The 21031-nt window shown below is 30.9% G+C and carries 21 protein-coding genes and 2 tRNA genes; 19 read left to right on the top strand and 4 right to left on the bottom strand.

The genetic code is table 11. The annotated features are described in order from the left end of the window. The first annotated feature begins 2 nt into the window (after nt 1–2). From ACWVCY_RS14205 to ACWVCY_RS14215, 3 genes are all read left to right on the top strand, one after another. Nucleotides 3–440, top strand: coding sequence for a 50S ribosomal protein L13 (locus tag ACWVCY_RS14205; RefSeq protein WP_455143664.1), 438 nt, complete (start codon nt 3–5; stop codon nt 438–440). Between the two features lie 10 nt (nt 441–450). Beyond that, complete coding sequence (locus tag ACWVCY_RS14210; protein WP_455143718.1) at nt 451–852, top strand: 30S ribosomal protein S9; 402 nt, start codon at nt 451–453, stop codon at nt 850–852. A 61-nt stretch (nt 853–913) separates the two neighbouring features. Further along, a tRNA-Ile gene (locus ACWVCY_RS14215) sits at nt 914–1015 on the top strand. Nucleotides 1016–1038: 23 nt separating this feature from the next. Here the strand turns inward: ACWVCY_RS14215 and ACWVCY_RS14220 are convergent. From ACWVCY_RS14220 to ACWVCY_RS14230, 3 genes are all read right to left on the bottom strand, one after another. Next, a complete protein-coding gene (locus tag ACWVCY_RS14220) occupies nt 1039–2259 on the bottom strand; it encodes a hypothetical protein (RefSeq protein WP_455143666.1) in 1221 nt (406 codons plus the stop codon). A 188-nt stretch (nt 2260–2447) separates the two neighbouring features. Further along, nucleotides 2448–5903, bottom strand: coding sequence for a hypothetical protein (locus ACWVCY_RS14225; RefSeq protein ID WP_455143668.1), 3456 nt, complete (start codon nt 5901–5903; stop codon nt 2448–2450). A gap of 175 nt (nt 5904–6078) precedes the next feature. Beyond that, nucleotides 6079–7602 carry a hypothetical protein gene (locus tag ACWVCY_RS14230; protein WP_455143670.1) on the bottom strand — a complete coding sequence of 508 codons (1524 nt, stop codon included), beginning with the start codon at nt 7600–7602 and terminating at the stop codon, nt 6079–6081. A 120-nt stretch (nt 7603–7722) separates the two neighbouring features. Between ACWVCY_RS14230 and ACWVCY_RS14235 the strand changes: the two genes are divergently transcribed. The 14 genes from ACWVCY_RS14235 to ACWVCY_RS14300 all read left to right on the top strand — a co-directional run bounded on the left by ACWVCY_RS14235 (nt 7723) and on the right by ACWVCY_RS14300 (nt 18955). Then, nucleotides 7723–8034, top strand: coding sequence for a hypothetical protein (locus ACWVCY_RS14235; protein ID WP_455143672.1), 312 nt, complete (start codon nt 7723–7725; stop codon nt 8032–8034). A 313-nt stretch (nt 8035–8347) separates the two neighbouring features. Next, nucleotides 8348–9421 carry an ATPase, T2SS/T4P/T4SS family gene (locus ACWVCY_RS14240; RefSeq protein WP_455143674.1) on the top strand — a complete coding sequence of 358 codons (1074 nt, stop codon included), beginning with the start codon at nt 8348–8350 and terminating at the stop codon, nt 9419–9421. 85 nt (nt 9422–9506) lie between these two features. Beyond that, entirely contained in the window at nt 9507–10004 is a 498-nt protein-coding gene (locus ACWVCY_RS14245) for a hypothetical protein (RefSeq protein WP_455143676.1), read from the top strand. After that, entirely contained in the window at nt 9998–10192 is a 195-nt protein-coding gene (locus tag ACWVCY_RS14250; protein ID WP_455143678.1) for a hypothetical protein, read from the top strand. The genes ACWVCY_RS14245 and ACWVCY_RS14250 overlap by 7 nt, the downstream gene beginning before the upstream one ends. A 507-nt stretch (nt 10193–10699) precedes the next feature. Further along, on the top strand, nt 10700–13387 hold the full coding sequence (locus tag ACWVCY_RS14255) for a DNA-directed RNA polymerase subunit A' (RefSeq protein ID WP_455143679.1): 2688 nt from the start codon (nt 10700–10702) through the stop codon (nt 13385–13387). Nucleotides 13388–13462: 75 nt separating this feature from the next. Continuing rightward, nucleotides 13463–14593, top strand: a complete 1131-nt coding sequence (rpoA2, locus tag ACWVCY_RS14260) for a DNA-directed RNA polymerase subunit A'' (RefSeq protein WP_455143720.1) — start codon at nt 13463–13465, stop codon at nt 14591–14593. Between the two features lies 1 nt (nt 14594). Further along, the gene (locus ACWVCY_RS14265) at nt 14595–14894 is read left to right on the top strand and encodes a 50S ribosomal protein L30e (RefSeq protein ID WP_455143681.1); all 300 of its coding nucleotides are present in this window, start codon (nt 14595–14597) and stop codon (nt 14892–14894) included. Nucleotides 14895–14909: 15 nt separating this feature from the next. Beyond that, complete coding sequence (locus ACWVCY_RS14270) at nt 14910–15350, top strand: NusA-like transcription termination signal-binding factor (protein WP_455143683.1); 441 nt, start codon at nt 14910–14912, stop codon at nt 15348–15350. Nucleotides 15351–15491: 141 nt separating this feature from the next. Beyond that, complete coding sequence (locus ACWVCY_RS14275; protein WP_455143685.1) at nt 15492–15935, top strand: 30S ribosomal protein S12; 444 nt, start codon at nt 15492–15494, stop codon at nt 15933–15935. A gap of 67 nt (nt 15936–16002) precedes the next feature. Beyond that, a complete protein-coding gene (locus ACWVCY_RS14280) occupies nt 16003–16686 on the top strand; it encodes an METTL5 family protein (RefSeq protein ID WP_455143687.1) in 684 nt (227 codons plus the stop codon). 138 nt (nt 16687–16824) lie between these two features. After that, entirely contained in the window at nt 16825–17466 is a 642-nt protein-coding gene (locus ACWVCY_RS14285; RefSeq protein ID WP_455143689.1) for an exosome complex RNA-binding protein Csl4, read from the top strand. Continuing rightward, complete coding sequence (locus ACWVCY_RS14290) at nt 17423–18253, top strand: serine protein kinase RIO (RefSeq protein ID WP_455143691.1); 831 nt, start codon at nt 17423–17425, stop codon at nt 18251–18253. Before ACWVCY_RS14285 ends, ACWVCY_RS14290 begins: the two co-directional genes overlap by 44 nt. Nucleotides 18254–18268: 15 nt before the next feature. Then, entirely contained in the window at nt 18269–18835 is a 567-nt protein-coding gene (locus ACWVCY_RS14295; protein ID WP_455143693.1) for a KH domain-containing protein, read from the top strand. Between the two features lie 45 nt (nt 18836–18880). Further along, nucleotides 18881–18955: transfer RNA gene (locus ACWVCY_RS14300), tRNA-Ala, on the top strand. 104 nt (nt 18956–19059) lie between these two features. Here ACWVCY_RS14300 and ACWVCY_RS14305 read toward each other — a convergent pair. Next, entirely contained in the window at nt 19060–19275 is a 216-nt protein-coding gene (locus tag ACWVCY_RS14305) for a hypothetical protein (RefSeq protein WP_455143695.1), read from the bottom strand. Nucleotides 19276–19860: 585 nt separating this feature from the next. On the opposite strand from ACWVCY_RS14305, the gene ACWVCY_RS14310 reads away from it, so the two are divergent. Together ACWVCY_RS14310 and ACWVCY_RS14315 are read left to right on the top strand one after the other, a co-directional pair. After that, nucleotides 19861–20607 carry an RAD55 family ATPase gene (locus ACWVCY_RS14310; RefSeq protein WP_455143697.1) on the top strand — a complete coding sequence of 249 codons (747 nt, stop codon included), beginning with the start codon at nt 19861–19863 and terminating at the stop codon, nt 20605–20607. Further along, nucleotides 20591–21028, top strand: coding sequence for a hypothetical protein (locus tag ACWVCY_RS14315; protein WP_455143699.1), 438 nt, complete (start codon nt 20591–20593; stop codon nt 21026–21028). Before ACWVCY_RS14310 ends, ACWVCY_RS14315 begins: the two co-directional genes overlap by 17 nt. Nucleotides 21029–21031 lie beyond the last annotated feature (3 nt).

The following is a 21031-nucleotide window of genomic DNA, read 5'->3' on the forward strand; positions in this document are numbered from 1 at the left end:
AAATGGACGATTTTATTTCTGAAAATGCAACAATAATTAATGCTGAATATTCGATATTAGGGCGTTTAGCTAGTAATGTGGCTAAACGTTTATTGAAGGGTGAAGAAATTATAATAATTAATGCGAATAAGGTAATGATATCTGGTAATCCTGATAATATTGGTTTGAAATATTTTCAAAGGTATAAAATTAAAACAAAATCAAATCCTTTAAGAGGTCCTTTTTATCCTAGGGAAACAGACCAGATTTTCAAAAGAACAGTACGTGGTATGCTTCCCTATAAGAAAGGTCAGGGTAAAGAGGCCTATAAGAGATTAATTGTCTTTAAGAATTCTCCTGAGATTTTCAAAGAAAAAAAAGTAGAAGTCCTCCAAAATGCGAAGGAACTGAGTAAAAAATCAGCTTATATAACATTAGAGGAATTAAATGCAAAAATCTGAGGGAAGAATTATGAAAAGTATATTAAGAAGTGGGAAAAGAAGGACTGCAATTGCTCGTGCAATTATAAGGAATGGTTCTGGTCGTGTATTAGTAAACGGTACGCCCTTAGAGATTCTTGAACCTGATATTGTAAAAATGAAATTAATGGAACCTTTACACTTTATCGACCAAAAATTAAGAAAAAGTATCGATATCAAGGTTAAAGTGAAAGGTGGTGGTTTTATGGGACAAGCTGATGCTGCTAGAACTGCAACAGCTAGAGCCCTACTTGCATGGACTAATTCTGATCAACTTCGAGCCAAATATTTTGATTATGATAGGCATATGATAGTTGGTGATCCTAGGCGGCGTGAACCTAAACAATTTGGTGGACCTGGAGCAAGAGCAAAATATACAAAAAGCTACCGTTAATCCATAAGGTTTATTTATATAAACAGAAGGACTGATTATACCCTCAATTGAAAGTTAAGAAGGGCCCATGGCTTAGCCTGGTTAAAGCGCTCGGCTGATAACCGAGATGCCATTTTTTTAGATGGCAAGGTAAAGATCCCCGGTTCAAATCCGGGTGGGCCCATATTATATATACATTTTAGCATTCTAAATATCTCCCAAGATTTTATTCCTATTTAAATCTCTTTTCAAAGGAATTAAACTAATAGTTTCATCTTTTCCTAGTTTCAATTGAGTTTCAATAAAGAGTTTTATGAGAAAGTAAAGAATTGGTAACAAATCATTATGTAACAAATTTTTACTAGATTCTTGAGAAAGATGGGCCATAACACAGACCAGCTGTTGAGTAGAAATATGCTGTGCTAATTCTCCTAAAAGATATTCGAGTTCAGCTGCATTTTTTTGTTTTGTGATATTTTCAATGATAAGCTTGAAGTTTTCATTTTTCAGCAATTTCAAGCAAAATTTTGATTTTCGGTCACATTTCACTCGTTTTTCATCCTCTGCAAGAAAGGAATCGTCGAAAATACTACATAATTCAAAACATATTTGATTTAAATTTGGAAGATTTAGAAATTGATCGTAGATTGTATTAAATAATTTTGATTTCTTTCCCCTCATGAAACTATCATTAGATGGAGGGATACTAGTGAATTTACTTGTCCCCTGACACTGAATTCTTGATTTAATTTTCTCCTCACTTATGAAAGAATTAATGTTTTCCTTCTGTAAGAACAAAGAAATTTTATCAATTGTTTTCTCAAATGGTAGCTCAGAATAGTCTTTTAAAGGCGATTTTAGTCTTATCCTCACAAAATCTTTCTTAATAAACTTTAGATAACTTGGGGTTCCATAGGTAAGAAAAATTTCTTTTAAAAATAAGAAAGGGGTTTTTTTATCAAATAGTTTGATATAATAAATATTTCCAAGTAATTTATTTGATTTACTATCTTTATTGTAAGTCAATATCATTGAAGAATATTCCTTTATTTCAATTTCCTTTTCTGGAATTAAGGGAAAGATAAAATGAGTTTTTGAATAAAGAAAGCTTTTATTTCTGAATGTTAATATCTTATACTCATTAATTTTTTCTATCAGGGTGTTTAACTCTAATAATTGTATATCAGGAAAGATTACTTCTAAAATGGGATAACATTTATTCACTAAAAGGTTTATTTCTTCCAATGAGGTAGTAAATATCCTAATATATATTATGGATTCGTTTTTATTGATTTCTATTGAAAAGGTCTTAAGAAATGTTAAATGTTGTAATTTATCTAGTTTAATATTTTCATTAATCTGTGCTTCAAATATGCACATCCATATACTATGATTTTGAATAAAAGCAAAATTACGATCAGTTAACACTATTTTAAACTTCTTAAGATTTGTTTTTTTAATCCATAACATTTCTCGAAAAAGAATTATTATTAAAGGAGATAATGATAAATAACTGGCAATATCAAAAAAATTTATAGTGTAAATAATAAAAAATAATAAGAAAAAATTAGTTACTAGAATTGGGAATAGAATTCTCTTATTCACAATATTTCATCTCATAAAATTGTAGTTTTATGCTTTCGGTATATCCTCAATAGCACAATTCCAGTTGAAAATATTAAAGAGTAAAATATTGAGAAAAAAACAGGATTTTCAAAAAATCCAGGTAAATTTTCTAAAAAAAACCTTGTTAAATCAAATTTTAGCGAAATATTATTATTAGCAAAATCAAAAACAACTATTTGATATTGTTCTGTTTTAAGGTCTGATCTTGGAAATATGAATTGTAAATAGTAATCAGGTTTTGAGATATTTTCAATCAATCGTTTTTCAGTGTTAAAAATTATATTTCTGATTCCTGAAGCTCTTTCAGGTTCAAAAATAAAACTATGAATAATAACATCTGTTTCAGAAGATTCAAAAGACACTGTAAGCTCTGGAGGATAAGGGTCATTAATAACAATTTTTTGTTCTATACTTTGTATTATAAAATAATCAGAAAAATAAAGACAAAGATAAACATATACTGTATTATTCCAAGAAAGTCGAGGTAATGTTGTTATGATAATAACAGTTCCATTTTCGAATTTAGAATGAGTAGAATTTATATTCTCTCGTTTAATTGCATCTATGACATAATATATCTTATATGTAAAATTTGAATAACAATTGAATTTCCACCCTCCTATCATACTCTCATTATAGGAATAATTTTCTAAAAATGGATAGAAATTTATAATTTCGGGAGTTTCATATTGACCTAAAAGAGTAAGAATTATTGATTTACCTTCAAGTATATTTAGGGATCTAATAAAGATAATGGGGCCATCAATTTCCAATGGGAATGAACTAGTAACATCTCGAGAAAGCGAATCCAAAAGTGACAAATTTGAGAAGGGAAATTCAAGGAATTGAAGATTTAAACTTATTGAAAAATTACTAATGGATATATTTGATTTGATATCAATTTTAAATTTAAAAATGGGTTTATCTAATTCAATTGTAGTATAAATTCTAGGACCAGGATACTCAATTATTAAAAAATCTTTAAAAGTTGGATTTGCTTGTTGGTTCCAAACAATGCTTTGATTGACAATTTCTGTATTTATTACAAATGAATCTCTGATAATAAAAGATGAAAGAACGTTATTACTTTGAGTTCCTATAAAATAATACCAATTTGAAGCATCAGTTAAATATTCAACTTCGTAATGTACAAAAAAAGATTTATTTGGTTCGATGGGAGTTCTTGAAACTTCTTTAACGACAACTTGAGAAAAACCCTCAATAATGCTCGTATTTTGGACAATAAAGGATAAGGAGTCAATTTTCTCTATTTTTCCATTGAGTGATCCAATTATAAAAAGATTAAATTCAGATATATTACTTTGAATAACAGGATAAACATTCACAAGTATTAGTCCAAATTGATCTGAAAAATAAATGCCCAAAAGAGTTTCATCAATCCATAGTTCAATTTTAAAGTCATTAATTGGGTAATAGGATTCGCTTCCCCTTGGGAAAAAATATGTATATAGTAAAAAAGTTAAATTACTGGAAATTTGATAGATAGGATTTAAATATTCAAAATTCCAGAGAATTTCTGACTCTATTACTGTGATATTTATAGAATGCTGGGTAAAAAACCCAGAAACTTCTATAGCATAAATATCAAGTTGATAGAGACCTGGTTCCCATGTTATATGTTCTATATGGAGTTTATAGTTATTATCGATTATTTTAAAGAAAAAATAGCTCTCAGTTTCTTTTAACAAAAAAACTTGAGTTTTATTTGATATAAAAGGAATTTCATCTCTGAATAAAGAGACATTTAATATAAATTGATTAAACTGGTTAATTATTAAAGCATGAGAAGAGTCAAGGGAAATATAATCTGATTCAGGATTTGGAAAATCATGAACCAAAATTATCTGATTGAAAAAACCATATTCAAAAGTATTGGTCCAATTTAAAGTTAGATTTACAAGACCAGTAGGAAATTGATCAGAAATTATAATTTCTGGAAAGATAAATGTACAATTAATCATCACTAATGTGCTTTGATAATAAATAAATTGATTAGTCTCAAGAAATAAATTAATATTTCCTTGCAAAGGATATTTAAGTTCTCCCCTCACTTTAAATACTTCTCCGTGTATGATTTCGGTTTGAACAGAGATATTCTCTAGATAATTTGGGGAAATTGCAGAGAATAAGGTTGGATTAAAACCAGTAATATTAAATCTCACTAAATCTAACGTTAAATAAGTATTCAAAGAAGAGTAATTTCTCATTCTCTTGAATGATGAGGAGTTGACATTTAAAATTAGATTATTCCAATCAGAAGGTATTATAATTACAAAAAAACTTTGATAATTACTGAGAAGAATTTGATTCTCTATCTTCATTAAAAGTTCTAAATGGGTTGAATTCCAATTAGATAATTCTATGATAGAATTATAAATGAAAATTCTCTTAACTTTAATATTTAAAATCGTTCGTAGATTTTTTTCCCATGAAGATTGTTCTTCAATTGAAATGGAGACGTTTCCAATCGTTGTATTATAAAATAAAGTTCCATCAAAAGAAAATGTATCATAGCTCCCAATTGTATAATTTAATGGAAATAATGGTTCTAATTGTGTATTAAAAATAATTTGTTTGAAATCTAATAATAATTCATACCTTGGAACCATAGAAAGCATATTACAATATAAGGATTCAATATGTGAGAATAAACTGAATTCTTCAGGATTAAAATATGTCTGAATTAATCTTGTAATGTTGATAGAAAAGTGATACCATTCTATAGATTCTGATTGATTACACATTATATAAAGAGCATTTGTTCCTTTTACTATATTTTCTTCTACTTCAGCTCCATAATTCCAACCATAATTTGAAAGTACAAATATAAGAGAACGGTTAATGAAATTTAATTCCAATTCTAGTCTATGTAATGAGTTTGTTAATTCCGATGATAGATAAGGTATTCTAAAAGAGAATTGAACAATTGTTGAATGATTAAAAATTGATGGAATTGATATAGAATTGAATAATTCGTTGACCGTACCATAAATAATGGATTCTCCTGTGTCAGAAAAATTTAGACGGTAGAATGACTCCTCAGAAGAAGTAAATTTGGTAATATTTACATCACCATCACCAATATTAGGGCTGTTTGCCCAATGTGAACCAGTTAAATTTGGATAGGAATTTATCTCAAAAGAAATATTTCTAATATTTGATTGAAAATGAAATTGAGATTCATTAGGTGTAAAAAAGTTTAATGTTTGTGATGCATCAACTATACTCTCTTCCATCTTCTCTATATTATATTTAATAGATGAATTTTCATCAAATGAGGATAATTGAGAATTAATTTCGTGAGCAGACGAAATTAAGGTGTTTTCATTCTCAAATTGTTGGTCGAAAGGAAATTCCAACGATATATCAGGTGAATTTAAAAAATTCAATGGTTCGTGATGAGTAAAAATAATTGAGAATGTCAAAACCATTATCAAGAGTGAAAAAATTCGCGAGTTTTTTTTGGGGATTAAAAATTGAATCATAGTGAAAACTTCATTGTAATAATTTTCACCTTATGAATGTTTTATAATCAATAAAACCTCCCAAAGATTAATCAAAAGTGGATTGGTTGAATATGTAATTAATTACTAAAATCCCTTAAATTAGATTTAGGTAGAAGATTCGAGTAAATAGAAAAATCCCAAGAAATAAAATGAATTTTAATCCCATTAATAAAACTTTACTTGGAATAGCTGTTAAGATTTTAGAATATTCAAGATTTTGAATGTTATATGGGATAAAACTCATGAAAAGGCCATATCCAATGAATAAAAAGTCATATAAAGCATTTTGAATAATTAATTCTGTTTCATGAAGTTGCTTACTTAGAAATGAAGAAATAAAAAGAAAAAAAGGAGCTGCTCCAGATATAAATCCTAGAACTAGAAGAGAAAGTAATTGAATTACCTTTTCTTGGAAGCTTGAGGCTTTAAGCCGCATTCTCCCTTGAATTATAAGATCAATAGGTTTTCGTAATTCTGAACACAGAAAAAATAATCTTTCTCCAGCAATTTTGCTATCAAGAAGAGAAAATTTTGCTGAGAGTGATATAAGTTTTACAATTCGTTTAGGAAAAATAGATTGGAATTTTTCAATCCCTTTTTCAGATATATCTTTTGTATAAACTCTTAATTTTAGGATTTCTTGTCTCTTTTTTGAGGAAAGTGTCACATTACTTTCTATATAAGTATTAATAGAATTATACAAGCTTCGGTAAAAAGAATTTCCTTTTGATAGATTTTCTGAAAGAAGAATTAGGAAATCAAACCCTAAGTTATCCTCTGAATATAATAGATGGTTTTTTAATGATAAAATTGAGACATGTCTATCAGGGTGTATGAAAACAGACGAAATTATCAGGAATAAAAATAAAATAAGCCCTGAAAGAAGGGAAAATGTGTTAGATAACAATAAAAAACATAAGACTACCGGGGGGCTTAAAAAAGTCAGACCAGAAGAAAGAGAGGACCATGTATTTAATTCTTCCATTTCTTTTACTATTTGCTCTTCTATCTTATTTATTAAATTACTTCGTGATATTTCTATAATTCTTTCGCTTCTTTCCCAAGTCTGAATGATGTTTAAAAAATATGTTCTGACCTCTCCAGACAATTTTTTGTTTATTTCTTCTAATAAAGTTTTTTTTAACGGATTTCCTAGATGTGACTTTATTAAGGCTTCTTCAAAGATAAGAGAATAAAGAGGATAACTTCCCGCAATTATGAATTTAGTTGCATCTTTTAAGGATTTGGTTGTCTCTAGAATAATTGATAGCTCGTTAAGAACAAAAAATCCTGTTATTTGTGTGTTTATCTTATAATTTTGGAATTGAATGTGAATGATATAATATAATGATTTTATGAATAAGAAGACTAAAACACATTCGATACAAATTAGTAGAAAAAATTGTTTCAACGAAACAAAAGCTTGGATAGATATTAATCCAAAACCTGTTAGGATAAATAAAGCCTGAATTACTCTTAGATGCTTTAAATGAAGTTTAAATCGTGATTGAAAATATTTATGAAATTCCATCTCATAAAAAAAGTTATAGTCTCCCAAAAAGCGGTATTTTATGAATGGAAAAGGTTTATTTAAAATTTTGACCTTGGAATATTTCATATGTAATATTCATCAATCTTTAAAGACCTATATTCTTCTTTATAAATTCCCTAGTTTGTTTTTATCTTAAAAATTTAGGAGTTTTTATTCTAGAAATTATAAAGAAGATAGGTTATTGTTGTGGTGTCTATTCAAGCTCAAAAGTCAATGATTCAAACAAGTTGCCCTCTTTGTGGTGAGAAAGAAACCATTTTTCTTAGTAAAGGTGAATTAGATTATGCTCGATCAAATCATGCATTAATCACTAAGGCAATCTCACATACAAATAATGGTCATGTCTTAACCCTATATATTGATGGGGAGGGAATTGTAAGGAGGAAATATTGTTTCGAAATAGCTGAAAAGAATGATTTGAATAGAAATATACACCTACCCAAAAAATTAGATCTAGTTTTTGACCAAATGTTAAAAGATTCACTCAATTCACGATAAATTATACTATTCATAAAAGGTTTAGAAATTGACTTACTCTGTCCTGTTAAATAGTCTACAAAAGAAGCAACACCAATTAATTGAATCGTATTCTAATTACAATTATATAATTAATATTTTATTCGATAATTTAAATCAAAATATTGAATATTCTGTTGATTATGATCAAAAAACGTTTGAATCTCTCAAAAACTTTATTGAGTACGAATCCATATTAAAAGAATATTTAATTTCCTTTTTAAAGGAAAAAAATGAATTCTATTCATTAGGAAATTTATTCCAAATTCTAAATAAAGAAATTTTGAAAAATAAAATGAAGATACCCTACAAATTGTTTATCCCAATTTTTTTTAAAGTTCTCCAACTTGAAAAATTAGCTCCTTTACTTTTAGACAATCAAATAGATGAAATTTATTTAGATTCAAGTGATAATAATCTCTATATTGATCATTCAAAGTATGGAAGATGTTCCACATCGATTAAGTTAAAAAAAAGCGAAATTGAATCTTTTATTTATAGAATAGCATTAGAAAATGATTTTTCATTGAATCATGCCAATCCTACCATGAAAGCAGATTTTATTTCGTCTCTTTTCCATACACGAGTAACAGTAGATATACCACCATTAATAATAGGAGATTATTATATTGACATAAGAAAGTTTCGTAATAAATCCCTTAGGCTGAAAGATTTAATAGAAAATAACAGTTTAACAAGGAATCAAGCCCTGTTGTTGGCTTTTTTTATAAAAAATCGTGTTACGATCACAATCATAGGCCCTCCTAACTCGGGGAAAACAACGCTTCAGAACGCATTAATAGAATTTATTCCTTCTCATTATAGGCTCATCTCAATTGAAGATGTTTTAGAGGCATCTAGCACCCGTATTGGAAAAACAATTAAATTCAGATTAGGTTATGATCCTTATTCTACTCAATTGATCACAAAATCGCTTGAAATCCAAAAAATCTTGCACCGAAGTCCAGACTTTATCAATCTAGGCGAGTTATCTACGGAAGATCATTATAATGCCTTTTTAAATATTCTTTCAGTAGGAATACCTTCTATTCAAACAATTCATGGTTCCAATTCTCAGCTCTTGTTTATTCGGCTTAATGACATATATCATATACCTTTAAGTCTTCTTAAAACTTCAATCCCTCATGTTTTTGTTGAACTAGCTGTAACTTGGAATAAAAACAAAAAAAGAAGATTTGTATTAAAGATTGCAGAATTAAATAACAAAGGACAAGTAAATGTGATTGAAGATGAAGTAATTAACTCTTTTTTTGCACAAGAGTGTAATTCTTCTGACATTTTTACTATTAACTTTTTAAAACAGATGTTTGATGATCCACTTACTCTCAAAAGTATCACTATACAATGATTACCTCCTCCTAAAATTTAGGTGATTAAATTTAGATAGTAGCAGGTAGATTAAATCGCATGAATTTGTATAAATGGAAATCAAAATGAGTGGTTTAAGTCCCTATATCCCTTTTACAATTGAACAGACACTAGGAAACTTCTCATCTTATATTATTTCAAGTTTAGAGTTCATATTACCGATTTTAATCATCCTAGCATTTGCGACTTCAAATATTGCTTTAATTTTGGGAGGGATTACATATTTAGTTGATTATAATGAGGAAAATGGGAAAAGGATCATAGCTCGTTCATTAATCGTGTTAATCCTGATAATGAATATTTTTACATATCAAATGAATAATAAACAGTCAGAAAACGAATATTTATCTGATATTGTCCCAATTACTTCGTATATTACCTCTTACTTATTATTTACCTTTGCTGCTTTATCATTAATAGTTTTTATTGGGAATTTAGGATTATTTTTAATAGAAGCAGATTTAAAACGTAAGAAAAGTCTAAAGAAAAGTATTATCTGTCTTTTATGTGTTCTTCTTCCTATTGGGTTCAAATTTCCAAAAATGCCTATTTGGTTGTGGTAGAAATATTAGATGAAATAATAATCCAAATTATTAATTCAATAGTTGAGATAATAACTTCTATTCCATTTGGTGCATTTTTAATTGCATTAGGTGCAATAATTTATCCTCCAACTGGAAGTAAATTGGGAAAATATTGTTTATTTATCGGTTTATTCTTATTTACAATTAACCAGATCTCACATTTTTAACCTCAGAGACTTTATATAAAAAGGAATGCTTTGAATTTTAGGATTAAATATTTAGTTCTTCTTGACAGTTCAATATAATTAATAAAAGCCATGGAAAGGTAGCTTAAGAATTTTTAATATCAACCAAAGTGTTATATCGTGTCGTAGCTAGTCTCTATTCTTCAAAAAGCCTAATTTACTCCTATCTATAGAAATTCTGTCATTATATATTATCAATCCGATTCTGGTTAGTATCATGTATATATTTAGTTCAAATGATCTCCAAGAATGAGTTTAAAGGCTATTTAAAGGTTAAATTAATGCTTTGGTTTAAAAATATTGAAAATATGGTATTTCAAAATTTCTCAATTGAGAGAAATTTGGTATGAAGATACATAAGCAAAATTGTGGTTCGCTTTAACTAAGCACTTCTCTTATTTCGCGACCAATTTTCTATTTAAAATGATATTAACCCTTCAAGATTACTTTGATTTGTATTAAGCGTAATAATAGCTGGGAGAATACCTTATGTGGACACCAGAGCTGAAAAAAATTAATCAAATTCAATTTGGAATTCTTTCACCAGACGAAATTCGGAAAATGGCTGTTACTAAAATTATAACTGCTGATACCTATAACGAAGATGGAACCCCTATTGAGGGTGGATTAATAGATCGTAGATTAGGTACAATTGAGCCTGGTCAACGTTGTAAAACCTGTGGAAATCAAGTGGGAGAATGTCCTGGACATTTTGGCATGATTGAGCTTGCCAGACCTGTAATCCATGTCGGTTATGCAAAGTCAATTATCTATAAGCTTCTTCGAACCTCATGTCGTGCGTGTTCAAGAATTCTTCTTGATCCTCTAACAATCAGAAGATACCATCACGCGATTGAAAAAGCAGAACAAGAAGAAGACCTAAAGCTTGTCTCTGATTTATATAAAGATGTTGTTAAAGAGGCTAGAAAAAGGTCAGAGTGTCCACATTGTGAGCAAACTCAGTATAAAATCAAGTATGAGAAACCAACAAGCTTTTATGAGGAGACACCCGAAGGCTCGGTAAGAATTACCCCCACAGAAATTCAAAAAAGGTTTGAAGGAATTGCAACCCAAGATCTTTATCTTCTTGGTATAGATGCACAGCATTCTCGACCTGAATGGATGATACTTTCTGTCCTTCCAGTTCCTCCTGTATCAGTACGTGCATCAATTACTTTAGAATCTGGTGTGAGAAGTGAAGACGATCTCACTCATAAATTAGTAGATATTATTCGCATAAATCAAAGACTGAGAGAAAATATTGAAGCAGGAGCTCCACAATTAATAGTAGAAGATCTATGGGAACTTTTACAATATCATGTCACTACTTTCATGGATAATGAGGTAGCAGGCATTCCCCCTGCCAGACATCGGTCGGGAAGAGCATTGAGAACTCTTACACAACGCCTTCGTGGAAAAGAAGGGCGTTTCAGAGGAAATCTATCAGGTAAACGTGTAGATTTTTCAGCACGAACAGTTGTCTCTCCAGATCCTAATATCTCTATCAATGAAGTTGGTGTGCCTGAACAAATAGCTAAGATCCTTACTGTTCCAGAGAGAGTAACAGAATGGAATATTGAAGAGATGAAAGAGTTAGTTATGAATGGTCCAAATCCTGAGATTGATGAAAAAACTGGGGTATCTAAAACAGGTTCAAATTATATCATTAGACCAGATGGAAAAAGAATAGATCTCAGATTTGTTGGTGATCTTAATAATACCGCTGAAATGATTGATCAAGGATTTATTGTTGAACGACATTTAAGGGATGGAGATATGGTGTTATTTAATCGACAACCTTCATTACATCGAATGTCAATAATGGCTCATGAAGTACGAGTTATGCCCTATAAAACCTTTAGACTTCATCTATGTGTATGTACCCCCTATAACGCTGATTTTGATGGAGATGAGATGAATCTTCATGTCCCTCAGAGTGAAGAAGCACGGGCAGAAACTAGAGTTTTAATGAGAGTTCAGGAACAAATTCTTTCTCCTAGGTATGGTGGTCCTATAATTGGTGCTTTACATGATTATGTCTCAGCAGCATTTCTTTTAACACGTAAGAAAACATTAATTACTAAAGAGGATGTATGGCAGCTTCTATTAGCGGGAAATTATGAAAGAGAACTTCCTTTACCTGCGGTACAACATCCTAAAGAACTTTGGACTGGAAAACAAGTTTTTAGTTTATTGTTACCACCAGATGTCAATGTAACCTCAAAATCTAGAACATGTCGTAAGCATGATGTTTGTAAGGGAGAACTTTGCGAGTTTGATAGTTATGTGTATATCAGAGGTGGACAATTATTATCTGGGGTTATTGATCGACGAGCTATTGGAGCAGATGAATCAGAAAGTGTATTACATGTTGTAGTTAAAGATCATGGAAGCGATCGTGCACGTGAATTCTTAGATTCCCTTACTCAAATGCTACTAGAATTCTTGTCTCACGAAGGATTTAGCTTAGGGTACTCAAATGTAAATATTCCCGAAGAAGGAAAGCGGAGAATACGTGCCCTAATTGAAGAAAAAGAGAATTCTGCTCATGAAATGATTGGATCATATCGTAAAGGAGAATTAGAACCTCTCCCAGGTAAATCACTTGAAGAAACGCTAGAAATGCGAATTATGAGTGTCCTAGCAAAAGCAAGAGATGGTGCCGGAAGTATAGCCAATGATTACATGGGAATCTCGAATACAGCTGTTGTTATGGCATCAACTGGAGCTAAAGGTACTCAATTAAATATCGCTCAGATGGCTGCATGTGTTGGACAGCAATCTATTCGTGGAGAAAGAATTTTGAGAGGATACCGTAAAAGAGCGTTACCACACTTTGAAAAGAATGATATTGGACCTATTGCTCGTGGATTTGTCCGTTCAAATTATCGTTCCGGCCTTTCTCCTACCGAATTCTTCTTCCATGCTCAGGGAGGTCGCGAAGGATTAGTAGACACAGCAGTTCGAACTTCAACAAGTGGATATCTACAAAGAAGGTTAGTAAATGCTTTACAAGACCTCCATGTAAATTACGATATAATCGTTCGAACAACGGAGGGAGATGTTGTTCAACTAAAATATGGGGAAGATGGAGTAGATCCTATGAAATCTTACCATGGAAGACCTGTTGATATTGATGCTATTATTGAGGAAGTTTTATCCTCAGAGGAGAAGTAATAGGTGGTTGTTTTGGCAAGTTTAACTAAAAAGCAAATAAATGACCTTGTTAATGCGCATGAAAGCCGTTTTCCGATGAGTATAAGGGAAAATTTAGTGCTCAAATTATCTGAAATTCCTAAACTCGATAAGCGGACAGCTGAAAAGATACTAACCTCTGTAGAGGACGCTTATTTACGGTCACTTGTTGAACCTGGTGAAGCAATTGGAACTGTTGCAGCTCAATCAATAGGTGAACCTGGAACCCAGATGACCTTAAAAACTTTTCATTATGCTGGTGTAGCAGAATTAAATGTTACTTTGGGACTTCCGAGACTGATAGAGATTTTGGATGCTCGTAAAAATCCTGCTTCTCCTTATATGACAGTATATCTTGAGGATCCTTATTCCAAAGAGAAAGAAAAAGCTCAGGAAGTTCAGCGAATGATTGAATTATCAACAGTTGAATCGGTTAGTGATGATATCACTGTTGACCTCGCTCTTATGCAGATAAAGATTACTTTGAACGAAACATTAATGAAAGACAAAGGTGTCACCGCTGAATTAATAGTTAACAAACTCTCAAAGCTGAAAAAAGGAGAAGTTAATCTTGAAGGCGAAGAGATAATTGTTGATTCAAAAGATCTGACAATAGATGATATTTACAAACTAAATGAAAAAATTAGGGATCTTAAATTAAAGGGGGTAAAGGGAATTACACGAGTAATAATGTCTAAGGATCAAGAAGTTGATGAATGGGTTTTATTTACAGCTGGGAGTAATCTACCTGATGTCTTGAGTATACCAGGTGTGGATCCCACTCGTATCAAAACAAACCATATTCAGGAAATCAGAGACACTCTTGGAATTGAAGCTACTAGACAAGCAATTATTGATGAAGCAACCGCTGTTCTTCAAGAACAAGGATTAGATGTAGACATTCGTCATATCATGTTAGTAGCTGATATAATGACTCAAGATGGAAATTTACGTCAGATTGGAAGACATGGAATAAGTGGAGAAAAAGAAAGTGTTTTAGCTCGTGCTTCATTTGAGGTGACAGTTAAACACCTTCTAAATTCAGCAGCTCGTGGAGAAAAAGATAAGCTGAAAGGAATCACTGAAAATGTAATTATCGGTCAGATTATACCCCTTGGAACAGGAACAGTTGATTTGATTATGTGGCCTGGCTACAAACAAAAGGTAAAAGTTAAAGAGGATGAATAAAATGAAACCAGACTTGGAAAAAGCAATAAGTATGGCAGTTAGTACTGGGAAAGTCAAACTTGGATTTGAATCTGTTTTACGACAAGTTTCAACTGGAAAAGCTAAAGCAGCTATTCTATCAAATAATGTTCCACTTGAAGTACGAACACAGTTAATCAAAGGTTGTAAAATGGCTAAAATTCCGATTATTGAGTATGAAAAATCAGGAACTGATCTCGGTGCAATATGTGGAAGACCACATAAAGTATCCTCCATTATCATTTTAGATGCAGGAAACTCTAAAATAATGGATTATATATAATTGGGATGTTTACTAGTGTCAAATATTCGAATGTCCCAAGAAGAGCTTCAATTTATATCTAAACTTGAAGGTTTCACTGGAGCTTTAGCTGTAGATTGTATTTGGGATAAAGAAGGGAGTCGTGTGATTTTCGTAGTGAAAAGACACGACACTGGAAAAGTAATAGGACGCGGAGGTACCACAATAAGACGTTTAAGAGAATATTTCCAAAAACAAATTGATATTGTAGAATATTCTAATAAACTTGAAGATTTTGTTTCAAACACTTTAGCACCAGCCAAAACTAAAAGTGTAGAAATTTTAAAGAGAGCTGGTGAAAAAGTTGTCGTTGTAACTGTTGTTTCTAAGGAAAAGGGAAAAGCTATTGGAAAAAACGGTAGAAATATTCACCGTTCTCGATTACTCCTGAAAAGGCATTTTGGAATTGATCATGTAGAGCTTCGCGAGGCAACATGATAAACTGCCCAGTTATATAAAAAATACAATCCTTCATAAAACTCAAGTAAAAAATAGTAATTAATGTTAGTTCCTAAAATTACTAATAGAATTTATTGTAAAATTAATAATTAGTCGAAATATAGATGTAGGTGCATAAAAATGACAGGACTTAAATCCCCCCGAGGAGAATTTGCTGCAAGTAAGTTAGTTCGCAAAAGAAAGAAATTCCGTTGGAAGAGTACTGCATATAAACGAAAAATTCTTCGTCTTAAAGAAAAATATGACCCCCTCGAGGGAGCCCCTCAAGCAAGGGGTATTGTGATTGAAAAAGTAGGTATTGAATCAAAACAACCTAACTCCGCAATCAGGAAATGCATTCGTGTTCAATTAATTAAAAATGGGAAACAGGTTACAGCATTCATACCTGGCGATGGAGGTCTGCTATATATTGATGAACATGATGAAGTTTCTATTGAAGGCATTGGAGGGGCTAAAGGTGGAGCCATTGGAGACCTTCCTGGTGTTAGATATCGTGTTGTTCACATCAATGGAGTTAGTCTCGATGCAATGCTCTCTGGAAAAAGAGAGAAGAAAATGCGTTAATTTTCTTAATCCTTTTTGCATTTAGGATTTTCAACTCATACGTGAGGATAGATAAGTGGAGTTGAACTTGGTTAATAAAAATTTTAAAATTCTATCTTCGCAAGAATTAAGATGGACCGTAGAAAAGCAAAGGAAACTTGAACAGATATCTAATTTTATATCAACTATTCAAGAATTTCAATACCCAAAAGTAATTCTAGAGCAATATAGTCTTCCAAGTGATCTTATCGCTTTTATATTTATTTCTCAATGGAAATATTTAGAGAATAAATCAATTGTAGATTTAGGATGTGGAACTGGAAGATTTACCCTTCCTTTAAGGAAATATATAACAAAAAAAGTCTTAGGTGTAGATATTGACGAAATAAGTGTTAAACATATGTTACAAGTTGCACATAAAGAAAAACTCGAAGTTGACTCATTGGTCACATCAATTGAATTCTTAGAAGCATTTAATTGGAGTAAAAAATTCCAAACATGTATTATGAATCCTCCATTCGGGACAAAAAGAAGAAAAATAGATTTTATATTCTTAATAAAAGCAATGACATTTGCTAGTACAATAATTTCAATTCATAAATCAAATTTTAGAACTAGAAAGAGAATCTTTCAGATGGGAGGGAATAACAATATGGATGTGTCGATTGTGTCAACTGTTGAATTCTCTTTACTTCCAAGTATGATATTTCACCATAAAGAGAAACATATCGTTAGAATTGATATATTCAGGATTTTAAAGACAAATGTATGATTTTAATTATTTTAATCAAAACAATTTTAGATAGACTTAATACTGCATTCCATTATGAAATTAAATCAAATTTTTATCTATTGATCATAGTGGTTAGAGTTAATAATGAACCTTTAGAATGGCTATTTGGGAAAGGAAATGAGTAAAAAAGATGATTATCAAAGTCATAATGAAATAGTTGTACCAGGGGAAAAAATTGCAATTATAGAAGAATTTTTACCTGATGAAACTTGTTTTGAAGAAGAAGGAGAAATTTTTTCATCTCTACTCGGGAATATTGTTACGGATCGTAAGAAACATAAAATTTCCATTGTACCTAAGAAAAGGTACTTACAAATAAATGTAGGAGATATTGGGATTGGTCGTGTAGAATTTGTTAAAAAACAAGTTGCTTCCCTTAACTTGCATTATGTTAACAATATAAATATACCTCTACCTGTAAATGCGATTCTTCATGTTTCTGAGGCGTCAAAACATTATGTTAGGAATATGTATGAAGTTGCTAGACCAGGTGATTGGCTAGCAGTAAAAATTATTCGAACATCAACTCCATTATCTGTTGGTCTAGTAGGATCTGGTTTAGGTGTTATAATAGCATTTTGTAATCATTGTGGTCAAGAAATAGAATATAAAAGGCAAAATTTATTAGAATGTCCAAATTGTGGATTAATTCAACCTAGAATTACCTCTAGAAATTATGGCAAACCTATCATTTATAAACCGGTGTCCCATCGAGATGAAAATAAACGACAAAAGAATATGGGAAAAATTAGAAGATAAAGAAGATCGATGGAGAAAGAAGAGAAAAAAAAAAGAAGATTATGAAACTGTGAGTGCTGTCATTGATTTAAATACAGCAAAACAGATTAAAAAACTTCAATCATTGCGTATAATCGATCAAATAACTGGTACTATAGCTTCTGGAAAAGAGTCTGGAGTTTTTTTAGCGTTATTAGGTTCAAAAGGCACTGAAATGGTAAAAGAATCTGGAGTATCCTCACCAATTGTAATTAAAATCTTTAGAACTAGTACACTGAATTTTAAGAGAATTATTGACTATGTTTCTGGAGATGTTAGATTTCATAAAAAGAGTAAAAATATTAGAAAAATTATCAATCTTTGGGCTGATAAAGAATATAAGAATCTTTTAAGATGTGTTCAAGCTAATATTAATGTACCAAAACCAATCCTGGTAAGAAATAATATGCTCCTCATGGAACTTTTGGGAGAGGATGGAACTCCCTCACCCCTATTGAAAGATTATCCCAAGGCATTTACAAAAGAGATGTTAGAATTAATACTCGTACAAATGGAAAGGCTTGTATTGAACGCTAATCTTATCCATGCTGACCTTTCTGCCTATAATATTATCATTCATCATGATAAACCTTATTTTATTGATATGAGTCAAAGTGTTCTAACATCACATCCAAGGGCTTTAGAATTCCTTCAAAGAGATATCGAAAATATCTTATATGCATTTTCTTCAAAAGGTATTCCAGTTCCATTGGAGAATGAAGTTTTTGAGTCATTAACCCGTGACTTTCCTGATATAGAAATTACTTGATCAGAGGCGCAAAAAATGGTAATTGATAGCCATATCCGAATTCCTAAATCACGAATTGGGGTTTTAATAGGTAAAAAAGGAGAAACAAAGTCTGATATAGAATCTATTACTCAGGTAAGTATTTTAGTAAATAGTGATGATGGTTCAGTAATAATTAAATCAACCCCTGATACTACAGATCCTACGCTTGTTTTAAAAGCCCGAGATATTGTAAAAGCAATCGGTAAGGGTTTTAGTGCAGAAAAAGCTCTTTATCTCCTTGATGATGATATTTTTTTAGAAACAATTGACTTAGAAGGGACCAAAAATAATATTAAAAGAATTAAATCTCGGATAATAGGAGAAAAAGGAAAAACGCGTAATATTATAGAATCTAGTACCGATACGCATGTTTCTGTCTTTGGAAATCAAGTTGCATTAATTGGTAACTTAGAGGAAATCAATTATGCTAAAGAGGCGATTCTACAACTTATTCAAGGTTCAAGACATAGTACGGTTTATCGTTATCTTGAACAAATTCGGTTTCAATCTAAGCAAAGACCGCTAAGAATCTGGAAGGAACCACCTTTAGAAGAAGATTGAAACATATTTAAAAAGAAAAGGTTTTTGTTCTGGAATTGAATCTTTGGGCCGATAGCTCAGCTTGGTAGTAGCGCCTGGTTTGCATCCAGGAGGTCGTGGGTTCAAATCCCACTCGGTCCATAAACTAATTATCTGGGATTAAAAATTAGACAGAATTAAGATTAATTTGAAGAAAGGAAGTCTCTGGTTATTTTTTTTGATTTTAGGATTTAATTTTCCATACTTTAAGGAAATAATGAAGTTAATTCAGATAATAATTTATCAGCATTAAGTAAAAGCCAATCAAGAACCCCAGTAACAATGGATAATATTAAGAGGAACCCGAATAAACCTAATCCGATTAATATCCCTTCTTCAACTAGAGGAGACCCTCTTTTGTCAGTTTTCATCCTTTTATTAAGGAATGATAATCGATTGAGCAGTTTTTTATTAATCTTCATTTATCATCAGTAGAATTTTACAAGTTCTTTTTATAAGGTCCCAAGTTGTTCAAAGATTAAAGATTTTAGTGAGATTATATTTAGTAAAGGAATATTTTCGATTGGTGGAATTATTTAGGATGAAACCAATCGAAAGAAGCAGATCACTTGATTTTCTTATTTTAGAAAAAATAGGGATTTTTAATACAGTACTTTCAAGGATTTTTATTGCAAGCTTATTTTTTCTCGGATTAAGTCAAAAATTAATAATTATGCTTCATTCAAGGATAATAATCGACTTATTCATCCTTTATTTGTTGTCAAAATGGGTTTATTTCATTAATTTTGTGTTTCCATTTTTTCTCATCGAAACAAAAATAGACACATTTTCACTTAAAAAAAGTAAAATTATTTCATTAGAGTTTATTAAAAAACATAAACGTATTAAGACCTTTAAAAGCTATTTTAAAGATTCTTTAATTTTGATTAGTTTTTTCAAAAATAATTTACCTTCAGTTAATCGGTTAATCAAACTAAATTTTTTTAACAACCCTAATTCCCCATTTAAATTCTTAAAATCCCAATTATGTCATGAGGTGTAACTTTTTGCAAAAATTATTTAACAAAATGAAAGTTCAAAACTCCAATCGCATCCAAAGTGGTGTACCAGGTTTTGACACGTTAGTATATGGTGGTTTCCGCGAAAACTCAGTGAATGTTATTATTGCAGATCCTGGATGTGGGAAGTCAACCTTTTGTTGGCAATATTGTTCTCAAGACTTTAATTCTCCCGCACTATATGTGACTTTAGAACAAAATTTGGATTCAGTGCTAAGAGACTGTCGTGAAATCGGTTTATCATCTTTTGAGGATAAATATAAACGAGGTACTCTTCAATTTCAAGTTGCTTTCAGTGAAGATTCCAATCTTACCTCTGGAGAGATCGGATTAAGATTTTTTATGTCTGAATTACCTAAATATTTAGAGGTAATACGGGAAACATCAGCTCATTATTCAGGTGGGATTCGGGTAGCAATCGATCCTTTAACTCCTCTTTTACTTGAAATTCCTGATGTAAATCAACAAAGAAACGCAATTAACAGAATTTTCACTTCTTTAAGAAAAATTGGTACATCAGTAATTACAATTGAAAAGGGCTTTGGAGAAACACTTGCACGGGTACCATTATTCCTAGCAGATTCAATCATTGAGCTTGAACATATTGGACTTGGGGGATTATATAACAGGACACTAAGGATTAGAAAATTTAGAGGTTCCGCACATTCTGAAACTCCTCAACCAATTAGTTTTGAATTGAACGTAGGTTTGAAAATAAATGACGCTAGCCAATAAATTTTCAGAAAAAACTGTTTTTAATAGATCAGTTTTTAATTTTCTTGATTTAGAACTTTCATATTTGTCTGAATATGAAGATGTGATTGCAATATTACTTTTTCGTTTAGATGGACAGGTTTTAAAGACTCGACACCCTGAAAAATTCTCCCCAAATCTATTGATTATAAGTAGCTGGGTTAAAAGTATAATTTCTAAAACAATGGAAGAGCTTCAAAGTGGTTCAAGATCAATTAAATATAATAAAATGATAACAGAGAGTATAAGAGTACCTGTTTACTTTTATTTGGCAGGTCGATCTAGTATTCTGGTTATAGTTCTACAATCAAAGGCTAATACAGGATTAATGGAAATAGAGATGAGTCGTAGTGCCAAAAGGATTGGATTGATTATTGATACTAAAAAACAAATTGGAGGATAAGTT

It is taken from the genome of Candidatus Hodarchaeum mangrovi (genome assembly GCF_975850365.1).